This window comes from Salegentibacter salarius (genome assembly GCF_900168265.1).
Taxonomy (GTDB): Bacteria; Bacteroidota; Bacteroidia; order Flavobacteriales; family Flavobacteriaceae; genus Salegentibacter; species Salegentibacter salarius.
The window spans coordinates 28,865-51,736 of sequence record NZ_FVZF01000011.1 but is presented as its reverse complement, the minus strand read 5'-3'; the positions used below and the strand labels follow the sequence as shown (position 1 = coordinate 51,736).

The following is a 22,872-nucleotide window of genomic DNA, read 5'->3' as shown; positions in this document are numbered from 1 at the left end:
ATATAAAAATGAGCATTGCTACTAATAATATAGCATTTAACGTTGACGAAATTAGAAAAGACTTCCCTATCCTAAATAGGGAAGTTAACGGTTATCCTTTGGTTTACTTTGATAATGCCGCAACTTCGCAAACGCCAAAACAGGTAATGGATGCGATTGTAGATTATTACTCTAACTACAATGCTAATATTCACCGCGGCGTGCATAGTTTATCACAGGAAGCAACCGATAAATATGAAGGTGCAAGAAGAAAAATTCAGCAACATTTTAATGCTGAAAAAGCGCACGAAATCATCTTTACTTCGGGCACCACGCACGGCATTAATCTTGTAGCCAGTGGCTTTGCTTCTATTCTAAAAAAAGGCGATGAAATCCTGGTATCGGCATTAGAGCACCATTCCAATATAGTGCCCTGGCAAATGCTTTGCGAAAAAACAGGAGCAATCTTAAAAGTGATTCCCATGAACGAGCAGGGAGAACTTATTTACGAGTCTTTTGAAGAATTGCTTTCAGAAAAAACAAAAATGGTTTTCCTAAACCACGTTTCAAATGCTTTGGGAACCATTAATCCTATTAAAAAAATTATAGATAAGGCCCACGAAAAAGGCGCAGCCGTTTTAATTGATGGCGCACAAGCCGCCCCGCATATTAAAGCCGATGTTCAGGCTCTGGATGTGGACTTTTACGTGGTTTCTGCTCATAAAATGTGTGGCCCCACAGGAGTTGGCATTTTATATGGCAAAGAAGAATGGCTCAATAAACTTCCCCCTTACCAGGGAGGCGGAGAAATGATTGCAACGGTGAGTTTTGAAAAGACTAGTTATGCCGAGCTTCCTCATAAATTTGAAGCCGGTACGCCTAATATTTGTGGTGGGATCGCTTTTGGTGCGGCTATAGACTATATGAACCGTATAGGTTTTGAAGCTATTGCCCGCTACGAAGATGAATTGCTGGATTATGCCACTTTAAAACTTCAGGAAATTGAAGGAATGAAACTCTACGGAACTTCGAGAGAAAAAACCGCTGTGATTTCTTTTAATATTGAAGGATTGCATCCTTATGATATTGGGACGCTTGTAGACAAAATGGGTATTGCAGTAAGAACCGGCCATCATTGCGCCCAACCCATTATGGATTTTTATAAAATTCCGGGGACGGTTAGGGCTTCTTTTTCATTTTACAACACTAAAGAAGAAATTGACCGATTTATTGAGGCTGTTAAAAAAGCAAAATCGATGCTTTCCTAAACAATATACGATGAAGAAATTCCTATTTATACTTAGCGTATTTTTAATGATTTCCTGCGGAAATTCAGAAGAAAAAATTTCAGAAGATCCAGCAGATCTAAAATCCCTTAACGGCAATTATGAATTGCTGGAAATGGACGGGGAAGATATTTCTGTAGAAGGCTTTATTTTAAATTTTGAAGGCAAAGAACAACGCCTTTCGGGAAAAACGGGTTGCAATAATTTCGTAGCAACTTATAAAGTTCAGGATTCCGTCGTAAAGTTTAATCCACCGCTAGGCACAAAAATGTACTGCGAAGGACAAATGGAATATGAAGAGATTTTTAATGAAGCAATTCCCGAAATCAGAAAAGTAAAAATTAGCGATAAAGATTTAATATTTTTATCTGCAGAAAATCAGGAGCTTTTAAACCTGCAAAAAACAGAAGATAGTGAGTAAAACGATACAGGAAATACAGGAAGAGATTGTAGACGAGTTCGCGATGTTCGACGACTGGATGCAGCGTTATGAATATATGATAGAGCTTGGAAAAGCACTTCCGCTTATAGACGAAAAATATAAAATTGACGAAAACCTTATTAAAGGTTGTCAGAGCAAAGTATGGGTTCACGCTGAACTAAAAGATGAGAAATTGGTTTTTACTGCAGATAGTGATGCGATAATTACCAAAGGTATTGTAGCCATTTTAATAAGGGCTTTTTCAAATCATCATCCTTCAGCAATTATTGAAGCCGACACAAAATTTATTGATGATATTGGCCTGAAAGAGCATTTGTCTCCTACCCGTGCCAATGGTTTGGTGAGTATGATCAAACAACTTAAAATGTATGCTGTGGCATACCAAACACAATTAAAATAAGATGGAAAAAGAAATAGATACACAGGAATTGGGAGAAAAGATCGTAAAGGTTTTAAAAACCATTTATGACCCGGAGATTCCTGTAGATATATACGAATTAGGACTTATTTACGACGTAATGGTAAATACCGATTACGAAGTAAAGATCCTAATGACCCTAACCACACCTAACTGCCCGGTAGCGGAAAGTTTACCGCAGGAAGTAAAAGAGAAAGTAGCGTCTATAGATACTGTGAAAGAGGCCGAAGTAGAGATCACTTTCGATCCGCCCTGGAATCAGGATCTTATTAGCGAAGAAGCAAAATTGGAATTAGGGCTATTATAAAAAGCCCCCTAGGCCCCAAAGGGGGAATAAAAACTTTTGCTTCAAACGTTTATTAACTTTTAACCATTAACACTTAACCCATTTTATGGCTGAAGAAATTGTAAACAGGATAGCCAACAGCAAACTAATCACCTTTAACCTTGAGGATTATTATCCTGAAGGCGAACGTGTTTTGTTTGATGTAAAAGACTGGCTGTTGGAAGGTTTTGTATTACGGGAAAGTGAATTTAGGGAACAGGCCAAAAATCATGACTGGAGCCAGTACGAAGGCAAATTCATTGCACTTACCTGCTCCAGCGATGCGATTATCCCGGCCTGGGCATTTATGTTATTGGCTACCTACTTACAGCCTTACGCAAAAAAAGTAATAACCGGCGATCTGGAAACACTGGAGACAGTACTGTACACCGAAGCTATTTTAAAAATGGATGTAAGCGATTTAAAGGATAAGCCTGTAATTGTAAAGGGTTGTGCCCACAAACCGGTTCCAAAAAACGCATATTTACTTTTAATAGAAAAATTACAACCCGTTGTAAAGAGTTTAATGTATGGCGAGGCTTGCTCGTCGGTACCTTTGTACAAGAAACCAAAAAATTAAAATGAACAAGCATGATGCTGGACGCAAATTTAACAATATCAAGAAAGTGATTATATTCTTGTATTAGCGTTCAGGTGACATTCAGAATTATAAAAAAATGAAAAAATTAGTACTTACTTTCGCCCTATTTGGCGGGATTTTTAATATGTCTGCTCAGGAAGAGGAAGAAGAACAAAAACAAGGATGGACCAAAGAAGGAAACATCTCCTTACTTTTTAATCAATCAGCCTTTAATGAAGAATGGACCGGCGGTGGAACCTCTAACCTTTCAGGAAATTTACTTTTTGACTATAATTTCAATTATTTAAAAGACGATTTTACCTGGGATAATAGGTTGCTCGTAGATTATGGGATCACAAAGCAACGCAGCGATGAGTTTGCGAGAAAAACAAGTGACCGTTTAGAATTTAACTCAATCGCAGGTAAGCAATTAGAAGATTCAAACTGGTATTATTCACTTTTTCTTAATTTCAGAACACAAATTACCAAAGGTTATAAATTTGGTGAAGATGCTGAAACAGGAGAAACTACCCGAACAGAATATACTAACTTTTTATCTCCCGCCTATCTTCAGTTTGGTCCTGGTATGATGTGGAAAAAAAGCGAAAATTTCTATGTAAATATTGCACCGGCTACCGGCCGAATGGTTTTTGTTGATAAAGATTTCACCTCTGGACCAGGCTATGTAGGTGGAGATTATTTTGGTGTAGACGCCAATAAAGCGATGCGTTTTGAACTTGGAGCCTCGGTTTCGGGATATGCTAAATTTGACGTTATTGAAAACGTAACGATGGAAAACCTGCTTAACCTCTACTCCAATTACCTTGAAGATCCACAAAATGTAGATATAGATTACACCATGAACATGAAAATGAAGATTAACGATTATCTTTCTACAAATCTTATTTTCCAGGCCATTTACGACGATAATGCAGTACAGGGATTTCAAATAAGAGAAGTATTCGGTCTTGGAATTAATTATGGATTTTAAATCTTTCTAAGACTTCTTGCTGAACTTGTTTTCAGCAGCAATAATTTAAAATACAACCTGCCCATAAACGGCAGGTTTTTTATTTTATGAGCTTTTTTAGTTAAATATATGTTGAAATGAATTCAGCAAAAATCGCAGTAGCAATCTATTATGTAACTTTGTAGTTATGATTGAAAAAACCGACCTAACCCACGAAAAAGCTGTTCTAATTGGTATCGTAACCAAGGAGCAGGGGCACGATAAATTAGAAGAATACCTGGACGAGCTAGAGTTCCTTACCTATACAGCAGGCGGGGAAGTGATAAAGCGTTTTAGCCAGAATATGGATAAACCCAATCCTAAAACTTTTATCGGTACCGGAAAGATGAATGAATTAAAAGAATTCGTTGATGAAAATGACGTAGGTACTGCTATTTTTGATGATGAACTTTCTCCTGCCCAGCAAAAGAATATTGAAAAGATCCTGAAGTGTAAAGTTTTAGATAGAACTACGCTTATCCTTGATATTTTTGCACAGCGTGCGCAAACAAGTTACGCCCGTACACAGGTAGAACTTGCGCAATATGAATATTTACTTCCAAGACTTGCCGGTATGTGGACTCACCTTGAACGCCAGCGTGGTGGTATTGGAATGCGTGGTCCCGGGGAAACAGAAATTGAAACTGACCGTAGGATCGTTAGAGATAAAATTTCGCTTTTAAAGAAAAAGCTCGAAACCATAGATAAACAGATGGAAGTGCAGCGCGGTAATCGCGGGCAGTTGGTTAGAGTAGCACTTGTAGGTTATACCAATGTTGGGAAATCTACTTTAATGAACACCATAAGTAAAAGTGAAGTTTTTGCCGAAAATAAACTTTTTGCAACTTTAGACACCACGGTTAGAAAAGTGGTAATTCGTAATTTACCCTTCCTTTTAACCGATACGGTAGGATTTATAAGGAAATTGCCTACGCAATTGGTAGAGTCTTTTAAATCTACCTTAGATGAAGTTAGAGAAGCCGATTTGCTCTTACACGTTGTAGATATTTCTCATCCAAACTTTGAAGACCATATAGAATCTGTTAACCAGATTATGAGTGAGATTAAAAGTATTGATAAGCCAACCATTATGGTTTTCAATAAAATTGATCAATATGAAGCTGAAGAAATTGAAGATGACGATTTAATGACCGAAAGGACCAAAGCGCATTATACGCTAAAAGAATGGAAGCAAACCTGGATGAATAAAATGGGAGATAACGTCCTGTTCATATCTGCTTTAAATAAGGAAAATATGGAAGATTTTAGAAGAAAAGTTTACGAAGCGGTTCGCAAAATTCATATCACCCGTTTTCCCTACAATAACTTCCTATATCCCGAATACGATAAATACGGAGAAGAAAAATAGCAAATCAAGCCCCGAAATTTTCGGGGTTTTTTATTGAATTTTATATTAAATTAGAGGGAATCAATATTCTATTAAAATGAAAAAATTAATCTTATTACCTCTCCTATTCTGCTTCGGAATAATATCTGCCCAGGAATTAGATGGTGCCTGGAAACTAATTCAAAAAAATGGCGAAACGGTTAGCGATCGCGTAGTGATCAAAATAGTTCAGGATGGTTATTTTGCCCTGGGTTCTAAAAATCTAAGCAATAATGAATTTTTGGGCGCAGCCGGTGGAGCACTAAGCCTCCAAGATGAAACCCTTACCGAAATCAGGGATTTTGACACCTACAATGCCCAAAACATCGGTACTGAACAGGAATATAATATTTCCTGGGATGGAGAAAACAAGATGGAAATTTCTGACGGAATGACAACCAAAATTTGGGAAAGAGTTTCTGAAGAAACTGATGCCCTTACCGGAACCTGGGTAATTACCGGCCGGGAAAGAAACGGGGAAATGAATACGATGACTCCCGGTGATAGGCGCACGGTAAAGATTTTAAGCGGCGGAAGATTTCAATGGATCGCTTTTAATTCAGCCACCAAAGAATTTAATGGCTCCGGCGGCGGAACTTACACTGCAGAAAATGGAAAATACATTGAAAATATTGAATTTTTCTCCAGAGATTCGAGTCGTGTGGGGGCCAGTTTAAATTTTAAATATGAAGTAAAAGATGGTAAATGGCATCACCGGGGAAAAAGTTCTAAAGGAGATCCTATTTACGAGATTTGGTCTCCATATAGTGAAGCTTATCAGAAGTAAGTTTTTAAATTATTATAAACTTATCTCATTAAAAATGCCTCCTTTGGGATATAGAATTCCCCGGGAGGCACTTCTTTTAAGTAAAATCGGATTGCTTTTTCACGATCTATATATTGCAAACGTATTTTTCCGGAAGTAAAACTTACTGCACTTTCTATAGTACCATCATAAACTCCTTCCGCAATTTTTACTAAATTAATGCTAAGAGCTCCGGTATCGTTTCTTTTACAGTCGGTTTTTTCACCCTGATAAAAAATCACACAGTGATTACCAACAATCCTGTTTTGATTTTCGTATTCCAGCTGTAACTCCATAGTGTTTTGTCCATCTGGAGATTCCCAAAACCAATTTCCCGCGAAATCCTGGGATTGCTGCGCGAACCCGGCAACGAAAGTCAGTAAAAAAAGAAAGAGTAAAGTTTGCTTCATTTCTTGATTTTAAAATAAAAATCAATTTACTCAATTCCCACTTACCCGAATGTTATCAATATCATAAGTTGTGCTTTTATCGGGTGCGGCGCCCAAATACCTGAAGGCAAAATGAATATCGCCCTTTAAACAAGAAATATCGATCTTACTTTTTACAAAACCTCTACCATATTGATTGGTGGGACCTATAGGAATTATCGCATCCAAAGTTTTCCAGTTAGTGGTTAATACATTCCCGGTAAATTCTTCGGTAATTAAAACACTTAGAATGGTGGCGTTATCGTAAGAAGACATAATTTCAAAAGACAATTGAGCTCCTAAAACATCGTCTAAATTTATTGGGGGACTCACCAGCCAGGTTTCCATTGGCGCCTCTTCGGTATTAAATGCCGAAACCCGAATATACCGGTTTCCATCAAAGTTTCCGGGTTGAAAAACTTTGCCCCCGTTTACATTCACATTGATCCATCCGCTATTTTCTAATGCTGAAAGACTGGTGATATTCGTAAAATCTTCCTCGAATAAAACATTTATTCCTTCGGAAGTATTATTCGTACACTTCAAAAATTCCGGGTCGCAACGCTCGCCGTCAAAACTAAAATCATCGGGAGAATTTACCGCGATCACAAAATAATCATCGTAAAAATTTCGGGTTAGAATTCCTTTTACGCTTCCAGAGTTTTCAGGCAAATACAAAGATTTAAATCCGGAAAAAGTGCTGGTGCTTAACATCGTACTGGCGCCTGTGCTGCAGCTTTCCAACTGTCTCTCACCATCATACTCATCGGTCACTTCCCCGGCAAAAGTATAATGATGTTGTTCCCTTAGTAGGTTTCGATTAAACTGAACATTTTTAACCTGAATAAATAAGTTTTCGTGGATTTCCTTAAATTCTGAAATCTCTAATTGAAGTGGAATAATTTCAGCGGTTTCCACGGTTCTAATAATATGATCGTCTATCCTGGAAGGCGGAATCGCCACCACATCTCCCCTATTCTGAATTCCCAGTTGATGTATCCCATTGTTAGACCATAAAGCGAGTCCGTCTAACTTTACATATATTTTTCTACCAAAATTATAGGTTTCAAATAGCGAATTATCATCTACCAACAAAAGAGTTCCGGCAACGGGATTTTCTGGTTTATCCTGCAAGACCAGCTCCTTATAAAAATTACCTCCCTCATCACTGGAAACCACATAAGCTTCCATCCAGGTGTTGGTTTCAGAAAAAACATATATTTCTTCAGTTTCAGGTTTAAAATTGCTTTTTACCGCAGAAATTCCGGTAATATTTCCTTCAATAATTATCTCTTTGGTTTCAGATTCCGGCAACTGAAAATCCCCTGTTTTCACGCAAGATGAATACAAAACCAGGAAGATAATAACCGATATCAATTTAAAATTTCTCATCGCTATAGTTTTAAAATCGCACATAAACCATGGCAAAATAAGAAGCACCGGTGCCATACCAGTATTTAGGAGCAAAAATGGGGGTTTCCCTCTCCTGGTCTTGTTTTAGGGTTCGGTAATTCGCATTTCGGGATTGCTCAAAACCACCGGTTTTGTATACTTTATCAAAAATATTATTCAGACTTATAAAAAAGCCGATAAACTTTCCCTTCACTAGCCAGGATTTTCCACCTATGGCATTTACCAATATATAATCACTAAACTGCTCTTGTTTTAGAAGTTTCTCGGCGACATTTTCATCGTAATTTAAAATGGGTAGACCGTCGCTATCATTCAGGAAATTCGCAGTTCTGGTTAAGGGGCTTATATCTAAAAAAGCCTGAGAAAAGAAGTTAGCAGTAGTGCCAAAAAACCAATAATCAGCATCACGATATTCAAAACCAATTTGAGCCGCTCTTTGCGGACCTCCGGCAATGCGGTAATTTTTCAAATAGGAAGTTCCATAATCTACTATCTCATTAAAATCGTCTGAAGTTAAATAGAGTTCTGGATTATTATTGTAGATAAATTGTCCCATTGCTCCCGCCGCCTTCAATTTTATAGCTGAAGTTAGTTGCGCTTCAATTCCTATTTCCAAGCCAAGATGCTGTTTATCAATTCCGCTTAAAACTTCCTGAACAAATGCCGTAGTACTGTTTCTACCTAAGCCTGAAAGACCATCGGCATAATAAAAAGAGATTTCAGTTGCGTCTTTAATTTGAGTGTAATAAGCTTTAATATTTGAAGACCTATACCTGTAACTTAAATCTATATTCTGGATTTGCTCGCTTTCTATACCCTTCACAACATCATTATTTTGGCGTGAATTTGAAAAGGAATTCCGAAGGTTTGGTGGTTTAGTAAACCAGGCTGCATTAAAACCCAATAAATGTTTGGCGGTAAGTTTATAATTTGCTCCAATTTTCCCTCCAAAATCGGTAAAACTTAATTGCTCACTTTTACCGAGTGAATTATCTGGGTAATTCCCGTTTTGGAACAATCCTTCTCTTTGATAAAAAGTTTGGGAAGCGATAATACCAGAATAGAAATCAAGCCGATCGTAATCAAAATTTAATTGCCCAAAAGCCTTAGCGGAACTCGCATAGAACCGAAAATTATATTTGTAAGGCTCATTTTCAGAAACTCTTCTATTCGGATTTTGAAGATCGCTTTGGGCCCTATTTTCAAGAGAGGTTTCCCGGTCGCCTTCAGCAAAAAAATCAACGTCAAGAAAAGTATCGCCTCCCAGCATATCTTTTATAGAAGCAAAATTATGAGAGTTCAAATACGAAAAAGCCAGTTTTCCATTTAGATCAATATTATCATTCATTTTAGCTGAAACGATAGAATTCAAATCAAGCTTAAGATCATCGCTTCTGTCTTCTGCCAACGCATAAACTGTGTAACCTGCCGAGCTGTTAGCGTTATATAACTGCTGCCAATCTAACTGACCTTCTTCTTTGAATTCTTGCTGCGCAAGGTATGCTGCTTCATAATTAGGATTATCTGCGAAGCGCAAATAATAGCTGGGTAGTTTTTGATAATAGGTAGGATCTGGATTGGTGCCTCCGCCTACGTAACCCGACTGGTCATTAATTTCAGCCCTTCGGGTTCCTCCAAAATCTATCCTTGAATTTCCCATTTTTCCAAACTGAAAAGCAAAATTATTATTGATGCTCACGTTTTCTGAAAATTCCCAGAAATGATTCAACATTAATACAGGTTCTTTTATCTCCCTAATTCGGGAATTCCTAATTTCAGTATCCTGGTAACCCCAGTATGCATTATATTTTCTTCCTTTTAGTTCGAAAACTTCTTCGGTATTGGGAGAAGATTTTCCACGAAGGTTAGGCGTATAAAAACCTGTAAAATTGAGACTATGTTTCTCATGGAATGACTTTTCAACCGAAAGGAAAAATGCATTTGCATCGTACAAGGTTCCATCTACATAAGCTTCGTTGGCAAACCTACGGGAAGCCGAAATTGCATAAGCCCAGCCGTTCTTTAATTCTCCAGAGCCGTAACTAGCCATCAATCTGCCGTTGTAGCTTCTATTAGCCGCTGCTATGGAAGCTTTCCCTGCTTTGGCGTATTTTGAAGCCCGCATAATTATATTCGTGGTTCCCGCAAGACCTCCAAAACTTACTTCAGAAGGACTAAGCCCCATTGAAAAAACCTGGTTGCGTTGCACATCGTTGAGTCCGCCCCAGGCACTCCATTGTGGCCGGCCGGTATAAATCTTGTTCATTTCTATACCATTTATTAAAACTTTACCATGTTCGCTATCGAGACCGCGTGGTCTAAAAAAAGTCTGACTAAAATCGAAAGCAGCGGCATTTAGAAATACATCACGAGAAGCCTGTAGAAGACCAGAAAGATTATCTATATGAGCTTCATCTTCATCTAGCTCAGCATCAGATAGACTTATAGTGGTTATTTGATTAGCATAATCGGCAAGAACAGGTTGCATTAAAATAAGCCCAAGATCTTTATTAGTTCTCTTTTCAATAATTACCGGAATTCTAAGCAATTTGTAATCTGGAAGACCTATGCTTAAAATTTGTTCACCTAGCGGAAGATCTTCCGAGGAAAATAAAAACTCCCCATTTTCATTCGAAATTGTTTCAAAAAAGCTTTTCTCTATCTGAAGTTTAGCGCCGGGTAATTCTTTATAAGTTTGAGCATCTACCAATTTCCCTTTCAGGGAAATTTCCTGCGCCAGGGAGCCAGAAAATCCCAACCCAAAAAAGAGAACAAAAATTAAAAATTTCATTACCAGGTAGTGTCATATTCAATATAAGTTTAGATATTTAAGCGTTAATAATCAAAATATCAACACTTTATACCAATAATTTAGCTTTAATGTAAGACAATGATTACCCGTATTTTTCCCCTTTTTGTTTTTTGCCTGTTATTCTTTTTGAGTACTGAAAGTAGTTTCTCACAGCAAAAGGAGTATAAAATTATAAGTATTGCTTTCTATAATGTCGAAAATCTATTTGATACTGAAAATAATCCCTTCACTTTTGATGATGACCGTACCCCAGACGGAGATGATGTTTGGACCCAGGAAAAATACCGTGATAAATTGCAAAAGCTGGCTGGAGTTATTCCAGAGATTGGTTCAGAAATATCAAAGCAAGTTCCTGCTATTGTAGGGATTTGTGAAATTGAAAACAGGCAGGTTTTAGAAGATCTAATAAATGAGCCAAAACTCAAAGCCTATAACTATGGTATTGTACATTATGACTCGCCAGACCGCCGCGGAATCGATGTTGCATTATTATACCGAAAAGATATTTTTAGATTAGAAAATTCGGTTTCTCACGAATTACTAATCTATAATAGCAAAGAACCCGACAAGCGTGTTTACACCAGAGATCAGCTAGTGGTAAGTGGAAAAATTGATAACGAAAAACTACATTTTATTGTGAATCACTGGCCTTCCAGAAGTGGTGGGGAAACGGCCAGTAGTTACAAACGGGAAAAAGCGGCGGCACTAAATAAAGTTATTCTCGATTCAATTTTCAAAAAAGAACCTTTAGCAAAGGTGATAAGTATGGGTGACTTTAATGATGATCCTACAAATAAAAGCTTCAAAGAAATACTGAAAACAAAAGAGAACCCAACAGATTTAACTCCACATCAATTATACAATCCTATGGAGCGTATGTTAAAAAAAGGTATGGGGACACTTGCCTACCGCGATGGTTGGAATTTATTTGATCAAATTTTGATTTCGGGAGCTTTAACCGGGAAAGACTATTCCGGTTTTCAGTTTTATAAAGCAGGGATTTTCAATAAGAAATACCTTATCACGGAAAGTGGACAATACAAAGGTTATCCCTTCCGAAGCTATGGTTATAGCGGTTATCAGGGAGGATACAGTGATCATTTCCCTGTATACATTTATCTTATAAAGCAAGCCGGCCCCGGCTCTCCAAAAGGAAGTGAATGAAAAGTTTATTCCAATCTAAAACCAGGCACTCCAGGGAATACGCGATAACATCACCAATAATCCTAAAGTATAAAATATAGCCAGGGTTTTAAATTTTGGCTTTGAAGTAAGTTTACTTTTATGCTTAGAATAACCAATGGTTATTAATACTACGGCGATAATCATCATTAAAGGATGCTCCATGATATAAAGTCTAAGGGTTGGATCTGGCATCACTGCACCCATTCCTTTTTCAAGTAAAACAGAGAAATAAGGAGATACAAAATATAAAACAATTCCTATTAGAAGCTGAATATGTGTAGTGATAAGTGTAAAAAGCGCGATCCTAAAATTAGTTGCACCATATTCCTTATTTGAAGCATAACCTATAATTGAATTTATAACGGCCACGAACAAAACAATAAGTACTAAATAAGCCCAATAAGAATGTATGAATTGTACTGTTGGATACATAGAAGTAAATTTTTAGTAAAGATAGGATTTTCTATAAAAAAGCCACTCAATTGTACTTCTTAGTTTATAGAAGACATTTACCTCTTCTATTTTAGAACAGAAATAAGCTTTGAATCAATTATACAAATTTATTTCAGGTTTTTGGCATTTTAATTGATAGTTATTCAAAATACCAGCCATTACATTAAATTTTCCCTGTTTATCACTAACTATTAATTTAATACTAATCTTATGAAACCTAAGAAAAATCCTAAAGCTGACCTTCGAAAAAAATCAAATTTGTTTTTATCCTTCGGACTTATCATGGCCTTACTAGCCAGTTTGCTTTTAATAGAATGGAAAACTTATGATAAGGAAGAATTTGCCGGCGAGCAGGTTTATTTAGATGCTCTTGAAGATGAAGAAATCCCCATTACCGAACTGGCAAACACTCCACCGCCTAAACCACCGGTAATTCCTGATGCAATAGATGTAATTGAAGACGATCCCGAGCTTGAAGAAGACGAAATTGAATCTACCGAAATAAGCCTGGAAGATATTGTAGAACCCGAGGAAATAGTTGAGCACAAACCAGAAGAAGAACCAGAAACCGTGCCTTTTACATTAATTGAAGATGTGCCGGTATTTCCGGGATGTGAAGGTTTAAATGATAATTCAGCGAGAAAAACCTGTATGAGTGAAAAGATCACCGCTTACGTAAATAAGAATTTTAATAAAGAACTTGGAAGTGAATTAGGACTTTCGGGAGTAAATCGCATCAACATACTTTTTCAAATAAATACTGAAGGAGATATCGTAAATATACAGGCACGAGCACCACATCCTAAGCTTGAAGAAGAAGCCAAAACAATTATTGAATCCTTGCCTAAAATGCAACCGGGAAAACAACGCGGAAAGCCCGTTAATGTAAATTATGCCTTACCCATAATTTTCCAGGTTCAGAATTAGAGATAAACTTAATACAACACCTATAAAATTTAATTTATGAAGTATAATTTACTATTCATTTTAAGCCTATTTCTTTCTATCTCGATTTCGAACCGGAACGGTAAACTATATAGAAAAAGATTTTGAAGAAGCCAGTACCGATTTTAAGTTTGCCTCCGCCGTTGCGCTTTATGGAATGAAATTAACCGATTCAGAATTTGTGGAAAATCAAAGTACTGAATTGATTTTGGACCTCGCCGAAAAAGGCCATGCCGAAGACAAGGAAGGTTACAGTGCAGAATTTATAAGACTTGTAAAAAGTACGCTTCAGTAACTCTAAGGCTTTTGCATTGATTCAAAACGATTAATTACGTTTCATTTGCTATGGAACGTAATTATATTTATGAACTTTTCAGATTCTCTAAATTCATAATAAAACACTCCAATAGGGCAGAAAGCAAGAGTCAGACTTAAAAATAGCAACAAACAACTTGAAAATTTAAATTTCTAAATACTCCAAAAAATTTCAAAAATTAGTTTATCTTATATTGATACATAGTTATATAAATCAATATTTATGATTGCCGCTGTTACGTTATTTTTTATCATCACACTTTCAGCCTTGATTACACGAATTGCGGCCATTGCTTTGGCTCACACGGGACTATCTACCCAAAGCGCAAGGTTCCAGGCTAGATCTGCATATACCGGCTCTGGTTATACTTCTGCAGAATCTGAAAAAATAATGAACCATCCGGTTCGAAGAAAAATTATATACAGCCTTATGCTTATAGGTAATGCCGGTATAGTAACCGCAATGTCTTCTTTAATTCTAACTTTTGTGCTACCAGATAGTAATGCAGCTAAGCTTTATGGATTGCTAATAGTTGTGGTAGGACTTGGCATATTGTGGTGGGCCATTAGAAGTGATTGGGTAGACCGCGGACTGTCTAAATTGATTAGTAAAATGCTAAAAAAATATACCGATATAAATGTACAGGATTATGCCGCTGTATTGCATTTACACGACAACTACCATGTAAGCGAAATGCGAGTAGAGAAAGACAGTTGGCTAGCCAATAAGACTTTAATAGAATTAGACCTTCGAAAAGAAGGCATAACTGTACTGGGAATAGATAGAAAAGGTGAAGACTATTTGGGTTCTCCTTCGGGAAATTCAAAAATATTGCCCCACGATATTATCACGCTTTATGGCAAAGCAGAGGTTTTTGAAAGTATTTACAAGAGAACCAGGGATTTTGGCGGAGAAGTACAACATAAAAAATTTGTTGAAAAAGAAGCCGAGAGAAAAAAAGATCAAACCTCCACAGATGGTGAAAAATGAATTAACCTATTATTTTCAAATTAAATTTTTCGATACGTTCCCTTAAAGCTTTATCCATTAGATTTTCTCGCTATAGGTATAGTTAGTAGATTTTTGCTTACAATAGTTTAAAACACAAAAAACCACCCCGAATTGGGGTGGTTTCTTATTTTTATAAAAACTGTTACTATTCCCACGTATTTTCAGCGTCCTGCCCACCGTATAACAGCGTGGCCAGATATGGGTTATCTATAAATGGATTACGGTTACCCTGAGCGCTTTCTATAACATTGTTACGTTGTAGTTCAAATGCCGAAACTGGGTCTTCCCGATTCCATTTAAGAAATAAGTCTAAATTTCCTACTTCATCAAAATCATCGCCATAACTAAGGTTAACATACATCACCATCCTGGCAACATCGCCTTTCCATTCATCACCCGGGAACCATTTGTTATCATCCACCAGTTTGTATTCTCCGCTTCCATCGGTAAAAGGAAAATTTAATCGCATTTCATTTACATTAACATCGGCTACTCTCAAAAGGTGTAAGTCACTTACAGATTCCTCTGTATTAAGCCTGGATTGTGGGTAAATATGCTCTGTATTGAAACTTTCGTCTCCATCAAGGTCTCCTAATTGATACTCATCGTCTGGTCTCAATTCTCCTGAATATACCAGCACCACCATACTTTCGTCATTAAGAGCAGCGTCAGCATCATATAAATAATCGTGTCTATCCGGGTACTCCAGTCTATTGGTATGCTTTTCATTGGTAAAAGCTGAAAGCTCAGCATACAAAAGATCAGGATCGGCAGTAAAGGTGGCATTCTGGTAATAAGATTTAAGATCACCGGGGATGTTGAATGCAATGGGTTCTACTACGTTTACAGAAACGGTAGCGGTAGCACAAGTAGGTTCGGCATCATCATCACAAATGGTATAAGTAAAAGAGTCTTCTCCAACATAACCTGCCTGAGGTATGTATGAAATACTACCATCATCATTAAGAGTAATTGTAGCATTACTCGAAGAATCATCGACATCAATAATCGTTGCATCGTCAGTTAAATCATCATTGTCCAGATGCCTGGTGATGGTTTTTTCATCATTCCCAGACTCAACGATCACGAGATCATCTTCAGCAAAAGGAGAACCGGTATCTTCTACCTGCATGGTGATAGTAGCAGTAGAACAATTTGGTGTTTCATCATCATCACATAAAGTATAGGTGAAAGAATCTTCTCCAGAGAAAGAATCATTAGGAGTGTAAGTTATTTTACCGTCATTTTCAAGGGTTACAGTAGCGTTTCCTGTTTCACTTATCACCTCAGTAACCATTGCGTTATCCACCACCTCATCATTATCTAAATGATTTTGAATGGTGTAAGAACTTCCTTCTTCCATCGTATAAGTATCGTCTACCGCAACAGGGGAACCGGCATCTCCAACCACAACAGTTACCTGTGCACTAGCACAACGATCTAAATCTCCAGGAATGCAAATAGTGTAGGAAAAGGTGTCATTACCAGTAAAATTTGCAGGCGGATTATATGTAAATGTACTATTTCTATTATCCTCTATAGAGCCACCTTGTTCGGTTTCAGAATCTATATCTACCAGGATTGCATTTTCAATTAAATCATCATTATCTAAAAGCAGAGCCCTATTAAAGGTTAGCTCTTGATTTTCGCTTGCCGTAATCTCATCGGCAACGGCAACCGGATTTTTTTCTTCCCCTGGCTCTTTAGGTTCAGTTACACCATCATCTTCAGAAGAACAGGCTGCAATTAATACGAACAAGAACAGGTAATATATTTTTTTCATAGCTATGTTTTGGTTTACAAATATCACACATTTTTAATCAAAATAAAAAACCTCCTATCTAACTGACAGGAGGTTTTGATTTTATAAAATAAGATTAAAATCTTATTCATTAACTACCCACTCACCACCTTCTTTAATAAGGCTTAGGCTTTCTGTAGTATTAGAACCATTATAAATATCGAAAGTAAGGGTGTACTTTTGTCCTTCTTCTGCATTTGCAGCTATCTCGTTCAAAAGAGATTTCATCGCTAGCAAAATAGCTTCATCATCCCAGTATGCACTTGCACCTGGTCGGCGGTCGAAGTTGGAGTACTGCTCCATACTTGCTACTTGAGTGGTCAATTCATTGTTACCCGATAACTCATCTGCAATAATAGAATAGTCATCGCTGGTAAGTCTATAATTAATGGTATTATCAGGAACCCACATTCCATCTTCGTATCCAAATTGTAGTGTCTCTGAAACTACCGACTGGATTGCATTCCAGTTACCATTTTCCAAAACAAAGTTTGCATACTCTGTAACAGTTTCGTCACCGTTATAAAATTGGTAAGCTACTGCTTTAAGCTCCCCTTCTGTAGCATAAGGAAATTCTCTTCCAAGGAAAATAGCAATTTTAGTAAGCGCTTCTTCCTCATCGCCAAAGTTGCTAAAACGCTGACCAAATTCTTCTGTATAAGAATCTTCCGGAAGTGAATATGGCTGATCCCATTCTTCGTTAGTAAATGCATATACCGTAGTCTCTTCAATAGTAGAAACCGATGCACTTTCGTCAATAACATATTCTCCTCCACTTAAGATTACATTGGTAACCTGAGTAGAAACAAACCCACTATAAATAGCGTAGGATACAATAAACTGGTCTCCTTCTGCAGCATTTGGGTAAGCCTCCATAAGTGTAAAGTTAATGGCCTCAAGGATCATAGCTTCACTCCAGTAGTTATCGCTGCTTTCCCTAACATCAAAGCTTCCAAAACGAGCTGCGTTTTCTGCAGGGCCAGGATAATCGGTTGCGAACTCATCTCCAATTGCATCGAAATCTGCATCTGAAATTTCGTAAGCAGTTCCTCCAACAGAAATATAGGTATTACCATCAAACTGAATAGTCATGCTTCTAGTTTCAGGGTCACCGGTGTATACATCGTAAGTTACGTTGTATTTTTGCCCGGAAACATCCCCATAGTTTTCAGAAATAACAGCACCTAATGCATCTACTATCATATCTTCGCTCCAGTAGTTATCACTAGTTTCCCTAACATCGAAGCTTCCAAATTGAGCAGCATTTCCAGCAGGACCAGGATAATCACCTTCAAACTCCTCACCTACGAAATCGTAATCATCGTCATTTAAGGTATAAGCTTTTTCTTCAGCAAGGATGTCATAAGTCAAGCTTACGTAATCACCTTCCTCCATTTGAGGATATTTAGCTTCAAGGAAATCGGTAATTTCACCGTTTCCTGAGAAGTAATCTGTATCAAGACCGATTAGTTCATAATCTGAAGCTGATAAAGTATAATCGTTAATTCTTAGTGGATCATAAATATCAAATTCAACATTGATAATAGAACCGGCTCCATAAGTTGGGTAAATATCAGATAAAAGAGTAGGAACAAGCGTTCTGGCATCTTCTACTGAACCAAAATTCGGAAAACTCTGTCCTAGATCGTCGTAGTCATCCTCTGTTAGTACGTAATCAGCTTCTGCTACTGCCAACTGATTGTCTAACTCGGCATCAATTTCATCGTGAATGTCATCCATTGGGTTGCAACTAACTACAACCAGCCCCAATAACATCAATAAAAGGTTAAAAGACTTTTTCATTTTTATTTTTTTAGAAATTAAGTTTTGCTCCTACAGAATATGTTCTTCCGAAACCGTACCATACAAGAGCTGTACGGGCATTATTTCCAAGACCATTCTGGGCGTTAGCAATATATTGTGTGTTTGTAAGGTTATATACGTTAGCATTTAAGACTGCATCAAAACCTGCTACCGGGAAATCGTAAGTAATACCAGCATCTACAGTTCCAAAGTCTGGTAATTCCCAAACCTCAGGAGTATCAGGATTTGTTCTGCTCACAGGATCAAAATCTGAGTAGAAATCTCCGTAAAAGTTATAGTTTGCTCTAAACCTCATATCTTCAAGAAACTCGTAATCCACACCTAAACCAGCAGTTGTTTGTGGAGAACCTCCAACCTTAGTGTCTTCTATATAAAGGTTAATTTCGTCAATTAGATTTTGTTCCTCATCAAATATTTGAACTCCGGTAACATCGTCTTGCCAGGTCCAATCTCCAAGAGAAGCGAATCCGGTAATGCTAAGCTCATCAAATGGACGGTATTCAAAATCTACTTCAATACCCTGGTGAAGCGCGTTTATTCCAAGAATATTCGCTACCCCTAAAGATCCGTCAGGATTGTTGTAGCTATAAGTTAAAGATCTATCACTCCAGTTAGTACGGTAAGCATTTATATTAGCTCTCCACTTATCTGTTCTGAAAGTGTATCCTAGTTCTGCACTAAAAATCTTTTCGTTTACCGCATCCTCGTTTATATCGTTCTGGAAGTTAAGGAATACAGATCTAAAGAATGGTGCTCTTTCAAAGTAACCAATGTTAGCAAACACACCACTACTTCTTGTAAAGTTATAGTTTGCACCACCTTTTACCTGGTAACCGAAGAAGTTAATAAAATCGGTTTCCTGTAAGGGATCATCATCAGTATAGTTAAAATAGTCAATTCTTTTGTAAGAAGTATTTGATGCAGCAACAGAAATAAAAGCATCAAAATCTCCTTTTGAATATTCTGCCTGAAGGAATCCACCCTCCCAAAGAACAATACCATCGTTGTTATAACTAATCTTATCTCCAACCTTAGCAAGATTTACAGGGTTGTTTACATCTGAATCATCATACCAATATTGACCTCCTAAAAGATCTGTTACCTCCTGGAAATGTCTTCCTTCATAATATCTTAAATCGATACCGGCAAGTAATTCAATATCATCGGTAAGATCAGTAGATAAGGTAGAAAGAGCTCCATACCAGCTATGGTCGTTTCTTGATGCTCTTAAGATTGTTTCAGAACCTTCAGCTCCACGAGCAACATTCTCATCTACAATAAGATCAAGATTTACTGGCTGTAAAGCACCATCTCTATATTCTGAATCAAGACCGAATTTGTTTTCTCCGGCCCAGCCACCACCACCACCGGTAGCAACAGAAGCATATAAAGCAGTAGAAAGCAATGTCTTATCGCTAATATTCCAGTAATGGTTTAAAGATAATTGAGGCTTATGATAAAAGTTATCTTCAATATGAGTAACCTGTCCATTCATATAACCCCAGTCACCGTTGAAACGAATACCGCTTTCACTTTCACGGTATGTTTCCATAAGATATCTATTTTGACGTTGACCGTGTCTTTGTGGAGCACCAAAAGCAGTAAAAGAAAGTGTATGATCTTCGTTGAATTCTTTAGCAACATTTAGAAAGTAGTTATAACCTACAAACTCAGTTCCATCTACATAACCATTACCTGCTGTTCTTGAAGCAGAAACTGTTGCAGCGAGTCCGTTTTCATCCATCCCGGTAGAAACAGTTGTTCCAAATTTTGTATAACCATCGTTACCTGTAGCAGCAAATATATTTCCTCCTTGTTCTGCGTCGGTAGATTTAGTTACAATATTTACCGTACCTGCAATAGAAGGAACAGCAACTTTCGCGGCACCAAGACCTCGTTGAGTTTGCATGGTTCTGGTTACATCAGAAAGACCAGCCCAGTTACTCCAGTATACCCGACCATTTTCCATATCGTTTACCGGTACACCATTAATCATAACAGCAATATTTTGCCCTTCGAAACCTCTCATACGCAGTTCTGCATCTCCAAAACCACCACCGGCTTTGTTTGCATAAACTCCAGGAGTTGATTTAAGAACTTCAGGAAATTCCTGGTTTCCTAGTTTGGTTTCGATTTCAGCTGCGCTAATTGTAGAAACCGCAACCGGTGTCTTACGATCTATCGCAAGAGAAAAACTAGTTACAATTACTTCCTCCAACGCACCTGCATCTGGACTTAAAGTAATTCTTCCTAGATCTGTTGTTCCTCCAGAGACTGAAAATTCAACTTTCTTGGTGTCGTAACCTATAAAACTAATTGCAATAGAACCTTGTGATGCATCTACATCAAGACTAAAGTTACCATCAAAATCGGTCATAGTACCATTACTGGTACCTGTTACCTTAACGTTAGCACCCGGCAGGGGACCATCCATTTCGGAATCGATCACCGTTCCGGTAATAGTTCCTTGAGCAAAAATTGTAGCCGATGTTAAAAACAAGGCCAGGAATAATAATTTCCTCATGTCTAAAATTTGTTTGTTTTGAGTTTAAATTTCGATGCAAAAGAAACCAAATCCTACGTTCCGCAGTTTACCGGAATGTTAAGAAATTTAACTTTAACACCTTTTCCGCAGCAAAACTAAAACAAATTTTTAACTAATTGATTTACTGTGAACTATTCATTTCAAAAGATTGTTAACAAAATCTTTATTTTAAAAAGAATTTAAGCAGACTTTTGGTAGAAGAATCGTGATTATTCACTGATTTATTTTCGATTTCAGCAAGAATATTACTAGCAAGCTGCTTACCTAATTCTACACCCCACTGATCGTAGCTGTAAATATTCCAAATCACACCCTGAACAAAAATTTTATGCTCATACATAGCAATAAGTTTCCCTAAGCTTTCTGGCGTAAGTTTGTTAATAAGCAAAGTATTTGTAGGCTTATTCCCGTCAAATTCTTTAAAAGGCAATAATTTTTCTATCGCATTTTCAGACAAACCTTTAGTTTCGAGTTCTTTTCTAACCTCAACTTTAGATTTTCCCTGAAGCAAAGCCTCGGTTTGCGCGAAGAAATTAGCCATCAGCTTGTTATGATGATCTTTATCCTGATGCAGAGACTCTTTAAAACCAATAAAATCGGCAGGAATTAATTTAGTTCCCTGGTGAATTAACTGGAAAAAAGCATGTTGAGAATTGGTTCCCGGCTCTCCCCAAATTAGGGTTCCGGTTTGGTAATCTACTTTTTTTCCGTTTCTATCTACACTTTTCCCGTTACTCTCCATAATTGCCTGTTGCAAATAGGACGGAAGCTTTTGAAGATATTGCGTATAAGGAATCACCGCTTCACTTTCAGCTTTATAAAAATTGTTATACCAAATACTTAACAAAGCAAGCTGAACCGGAATATTCTCCTGAAGATCTGAAGTCTTAAAATGTTCGTCCATTTTTTGAGCGCCCTTCAATAAAGCTTCAAAATTATTATATCCCACCGCCAGGCTTATTGAAAGTCCTACAGCGCTCCATAAAGAAAAACGGCCACCAACCCAATCCCACATTGGGAATACATTATCTATAGCGATCCCAAACTCCTCCACATTCTTTAAATTACTGGAAACAGCAGCAAAATGTTCGGCTACGGCTTCCTGGGGAGCTGTTTTTCTAAACCAGTTTCTAATTGTTGTTGCATTAGATAAAGTTTCCTGGGTGGTAAAGGTTTTTGAAACTACAAGAAATAAAGTAGTTTCAGGATTTAGTTTTTTTAAGGTTTCGTGAACGTGGTCACCATCTACATTAGAAACATAATGAACCTTTAAATGATTATGATAATAGGTAAGTGACTCGGTTACCATTACAGGTCCAAGATCTGAACCTCCAATGCCAATATTTATAACATCGGTAAAAGCTTTCCCGGTGTAACCCTTCTTTTCTCCACTTATAATCCTATCAGAAAATTTCCTGATTTTTTCTTTTACTTCCTGTACTTCAGGTACTACATTTTCTCCATCAAGCTTTATTTCAGTATCAGCAGGCGCTCTAAGAGCTGTATGTAAAACTGCGCGATTTTCAGTAGCGTTGATCGCATCGCCTTTAAAATAGGAATTTATAGCAGATCTAAGATCACATTCTTCTGCCAATTCCAGCAGCAAATCGCGGGTATCAGCAGTAATTCGGTTTTTACTGTAATCCAGGTAAAAATCCTCCCAGGCAATAGAAAATTTAGAAGCTCTATCTGGATCTTTCTCAAATTGCTCTTTTAGTTGCAATTGTTGTACATCGCTGAAATGTTTTTCTAATTTTTTCCAGGCTGCTGTTTGGGTTGGATTAATATTTTTCATGCTAATTTTTCTTTTTGGCGTTGCCTATACTTTATATTTTTCCAAGATTAAGCGCAAATCAAATCGTATCGATACATAGACCGAAATTTGATCATTACACCTAATATGTTTGG

General features: G+C 37.3%; 20 protein-coding genes. 12 read left to right on the top strand and 8 right to left on the bottom strand.

Annotated features, from left to right (window positions below; translation table 11 throughout):
* Positions 1-8: 8 nt before the first annotated feature.
* From B5440_RS07975 to B5440_RS07940, 8 genes are all read left to right on the top strand, one after another.
* The gene (locus B5440_RS07975) at positions 9-1,247 is read left to right on the top strand and encodes an aminotransferase class V-fold PLP-dependent enzyme (protein WP_070052975.1); all 1,239 of its coding nucleotides are present in this window, start codon (positions 9-11) and stop codon (positions 1,245-1,247) included.
* Between the two features lie 10 nt (positions 1,248-1,257).
* Entirely contained in the window at positions 1,258-1,686 is a 429-nt protein-coding gene (locus B5440_RS07970; protein ID WP_079711104.1) for an META domain-containing protein, read from the top strand.
* A 43-nt stretch (positions 1,687-1,729) separates the two neighbouring features.
* A complete protein-coding gene (locus B5440_RS07965) occupies positions 1,730-2,107 on the top strand; it encodes a SufE family protein (protein WP_070053046.1) in 378 nt (125 codons plus the stop codon).
* 1 nt (position 2,108) lies between these two features.
* Complete coding sequence (locus B5440_RS07960; RefSeq protein ID WP_070052978.1) at positions 2,109-2,432, top strand: iron-sulfur cluster assembly protein; 324 nt, start codon at positions 2,109-2,111, stop codon at positions 2,430-2,432.
* Positions 2,433-2,517: 85 nt separating this feature from the next.
* Entirely contained in the window at positions 2,518-3,030 is a 513-nt protein-coding gene (locus B5440_RS07955; protein WP_070052979.1) for a DUF2480 family protein, read from the top strand.
* 97 nt (positions 3,031-3,127) lie between these two features.
* On the top strand, positions 3,128-4,021 hold the full coding sequence (locus B5440_RS07950) for a DUF3078 domain-containing protein (protein WP_070052980.1): 894 nt from the start codon (positions 3,128-3,130) through the stop codon (positions 4,019-4,021).
* A gap of 166 nt (positions 4,022-4,187) precedes the next feature.
* Positions 4,188-5,408, top strand: a complete 1,221-nt coding sequence (gene hflX, locus B5440_RS07945) for a GTPase HflX (RefSeq protein ID WP_070052981.1) — start codon at positions 4,188-4,190, stop codon at positions 5,406-5,408.
* A 76-nt stretch (positions 5,409-5,484) separates the two neighbouring features.
* Positions 5,485-6,213 carry a hypothetical protein gene (locus B5440_RS07940; RefSeq protein WP_070052982.1) on the top strand — a complete coding sequence of 243 codons (729 nt, stop codon included), beginning with the start codon at positions 5,485-5,487 and terminating at the stop codon, positions 6,211-6,213.
* A 20-nt stretch (positions 6,214-6,233) separates the two neighbouring features.
* Here the strand turns inward: B5440_RS07940 and B5440_RS07935 are convergent, their stop codons facing one another.
* The 3 genes from B5440_RS07935 to B5440_RS07925 are packed head-to-tail and all read right to left on the bottom strand — an operon-like array spanning position 6,234 to position 10,863.
* Positions 6,234-6,641 carry a hypothetical protein gene (locus tag B5440_RS07935; protein ID WP_070052983.1) on the bottom strand — a complete coding sequence of 136 codons (408 nt, stop codon included), beginning with the start codon at positions 6,639-6,641 and terminating at the stop codon, positions 6,234-6,236.
* A 30-nt stretch (positions 6,642-6,671) separates the two neighbouring features.
* Positions 6,672-8,051, bottom strand: coding sequence for a DUF5689 domain-containing protein (locus tag B5440_RS07930; RefSeq protein ID WP_070053048.1), 1,380 nt, complete (start codon positions 8,049-8,051; stop codon positions 6,672-6,674).
* Positions 8,052-8,061: 10 nt separating this feature from the next.
* On the bottom strand, positions 8,062-10,863 hold the full coding sequence (locus B5440_RS07925; RefSeq protein WP_070052984.1) for a TonB-dependent receptor: 2,802 nt from the start codon (positions 10,861-10,863) through the stop codon (positions 8,062-8,064).
* A 102-nt stretch (positions 10,864-10,965) separates the two neighbouring features.
* Between B5440_RS07925 and B5440_RS07920 the strand changes: the two genes are divergently transcribed.
* Positions 10,966-12,048 (top strand): endonuclease/exonuclease/phosphatase family protein, encoded by a 1,083-nt coding sequence (locus tag B5440_RS07920; RefSeq protein ID WP_070053050.1) that lies wholly within the window; start codon positions 10,966-10,968, stop codon positions 12,046-12,048.
* A gap of 15 nt (positions 12,049-12,063) precedes the next feature.
* Here the strand turns inward: B5440_RS07920 and B5440_RS07915 are convergent, their stop codons facing one another.
* Positions 12,064-12,501: a hypothetical protein gene (locus B5440_RS07915; protein ID WP_057482501.1), complete on the bottom strand. Its 438-nt coding sequence runs from the start codon at positions 12,499-12,501 to the stop codon at positions 12,064-12,066.
* 231 nt (positions 12,502-12,732) lie between these two features.
* On the opposite strand from B5440_RS07915, the gene B5440_RS07910 reads away from it, so the two are divergent.
* From B5440_RS07910 to B5440_RS07900, 3 genes are all read left to right on the top strand, one after another.
* A complete protein-coding gene (locus tag B5440_RS07910; protein WP_070052986.1) occupies positions 12,733-13,449 on the top strand; it encodes an energy transducer TonB in 717 nt (238 codons plus the stop codon).
* A gap of 109 nt (positions 13,450-13,558) precedes the next feature.
* Positions 13,559-13,762, top strand: coding sequence for a YfbK domain-containing protein (locus B5440_RS07905; protein WP_079711102.1), 204 nt, complete (start codon positions 13,559-13,561; stop codon positions 13,760-13,762).
* Positions 13,763-14,005: 243 nt separating this feature from the next.
* The gene (locus B5440_RS07900; RefSeq protein WP_070052988.1) at positions 14,006-14,773 is read left to right on the top strand and encodes a TrkA C-terminal domain-containing protein; all 768 of its coding nucleotides are present in this window, start codon (positions 14,006-14,008) and stop codon (positions 14,771-14,773) included.
* Between the two features lie 166 nt (positions 14,774-14,939).
* Here B5440_RS07900 and B5440_RS07895 read toward each other — a convergent pair whose 3' ends face one another.
* From B5440_RS07895 to pgi, 4 genes are all read right to left on the bottom strand, one after another.
* The gene (locus tag B5440_RS07895; protein ID WP_070052990.1) at positions 14,940-16,577 is read right to left on the bottom strand and encodes an Ig-like domain-containing protein; all 1,638 of its coding nucleotides are present in this window, start codon (positions 16,575-16,577) and stop codon (positions 14,940-14,942) included.
* Positions 16,578-16,679: 102 nt separating this feature from the next.
* Entirely contained in the window at positions 16,680-18,398 is a 1,719-nt protein-coding gene (locus tag B5440_RS07890) for a hypothetical protein (protein WP_070052992.1), read from the bottom strand.
* A 10-nt stretch (positions 18,399-18,408) separates the two neighbouring features.
* Positions 18,409-20,943 (bottom strand): TonB-dependent receptor, encoded by a 2,535-nt coding sequence (locus tag B5440_RS07885; protein WP_070052994.1) that lies wholly within the window; start codon positions 20,941-20,943, stop codon positions 18,409-18,411.
* Positions 20,944-21,127: 184 nt separating this feature from the next.
* Positions 21,128-22,759, bottom strand: coding sequence for a glucose-6-phosphate isomerase (pgi, locus tag B5440_RS07880; protein WP_070052996.1), 1,632 nt, complete (start codon positions 22,757-22,759; stop codon positions 21,128-21,130).
* Positions 22,760-22,872 lie beyond the last annotated feature (113 nt).

Coding starts and splice junctions, on each gene's coding strand:
- B5440_RS07975 (WP_070052975.1), top strand. CDS start 9: ATGAGCATTGCTACTAATAATATAGCATTTAACGTTGACGAAATTAGA.
- B5440_RS07970 (WP_079711104.1), top strand. CDS start 1,258: ATGAAGAAATTCCTATTTATACTTAGCGTATTTTTAATGATTTCCTGC.
- B5440_RS07965 (WP_070053046.1), top strand. CDS start 1,730: ATGTTCGACGACTGGATGCAGCGTTATGAATATATGATAGAGCTTGGA.
- B5440_RS07960 (WP_070052978.1), top strand. CDS start 2,109: ATGGAAAAAGAAATAGATACACAGGAATTGGGAGAAAAGATCGTAAAG.
- B5440_RS07955 (WP_070052979.1), top strand. CDS start 2,518: ATGGCTGAAGAAATTGTAAACAGGATAGCCAACAGCAAACTAATCACC.
- B5440_RS07950 (WP_070052980.1), top strand. CDS start 3,128: ATGAAAAAATTAGTACTTACTTTCGCCCTATTTGGCGGGATTTTTAAT.
- hflX (WP_070052981.1), top strand. CDS start 4,188: ATGATTGAAAAAACCGACCTAACCCACGAAAAAGCTGTTCTAATTGGT.
- B5440_RS07940 (WP_070052982.1), top strand. CDS start 5,485: ATGAAAAAATTAATCTTATTACCTCTCCTATTCTGCTTCGGAATAATA.
- B5440_RS07935 (WP_070052983.1), bottom strand. CDS start 6,641: ATGAAGCAAACTTTACTCTTTCTTTTTTTACTGACTTTCGTTGCCGGG.
- B5440_RS07930 (WP_070053048.1), bottom strand. CDS start 8,051: ATGAGAAATTTTAAATTGATATCGGTTATTATCTTCCTGGTTTTGTAT.
- B5440_RS07925 (WP_070052984.1), bottom strand. CDS start 10,863: ATGAAATTTTTAATTTTTGTTCTCTTTTTTGGGTTGGGATTTTCTGGC.
- B5440_RS07915 (WP_057482501.1), bottom strand. CDS start 12,501: ATGTATCCAACAGTACAATTCATACATTCTTATTGGGCTTATTTAGTA.
- B5440_RS07910 (WP_070052986.1), top strand. CDS start 12,733: ATGAAACCTAAGAAAAATCCTAAAGCTGACCTTCGAAAAAAATCAAAT.
- B5440_RS07900 (WP_070052988.1), top strand. CDS start 14,006: ATGATTGCCGCTGTTACGTTATTTTTTATCATCACACTTTCAGCCTTG.
- B5440_RS07895 (WP_070052990.1), bottom strand. CDS start 16,577: ATGAAAAAAATATATTACCTGTTCTTGTTCGTATTAATTGCAGCCTGT.
- B5440_RS07890 (WP_070052992.1), bottom strand. CDS start 18,398: ATGAAAAAGTCTTTTAACCTTTTATTGATGTTATTGGGGCTGGTTGTA.
- B5440_RS07885 (WP_070052994.1), bottom strand. CDS start 20,943: ATGAGGAAATTATTATTCCTGGCCTTGTTTTTAACATCGGCTACAATT.
- pgi (WP_070052996.1), bottom strand. CDS start 22,759: ATGAAAAATATTAATCCAACCCAAACAGCAGCCTGGAAAAAATTAGAA.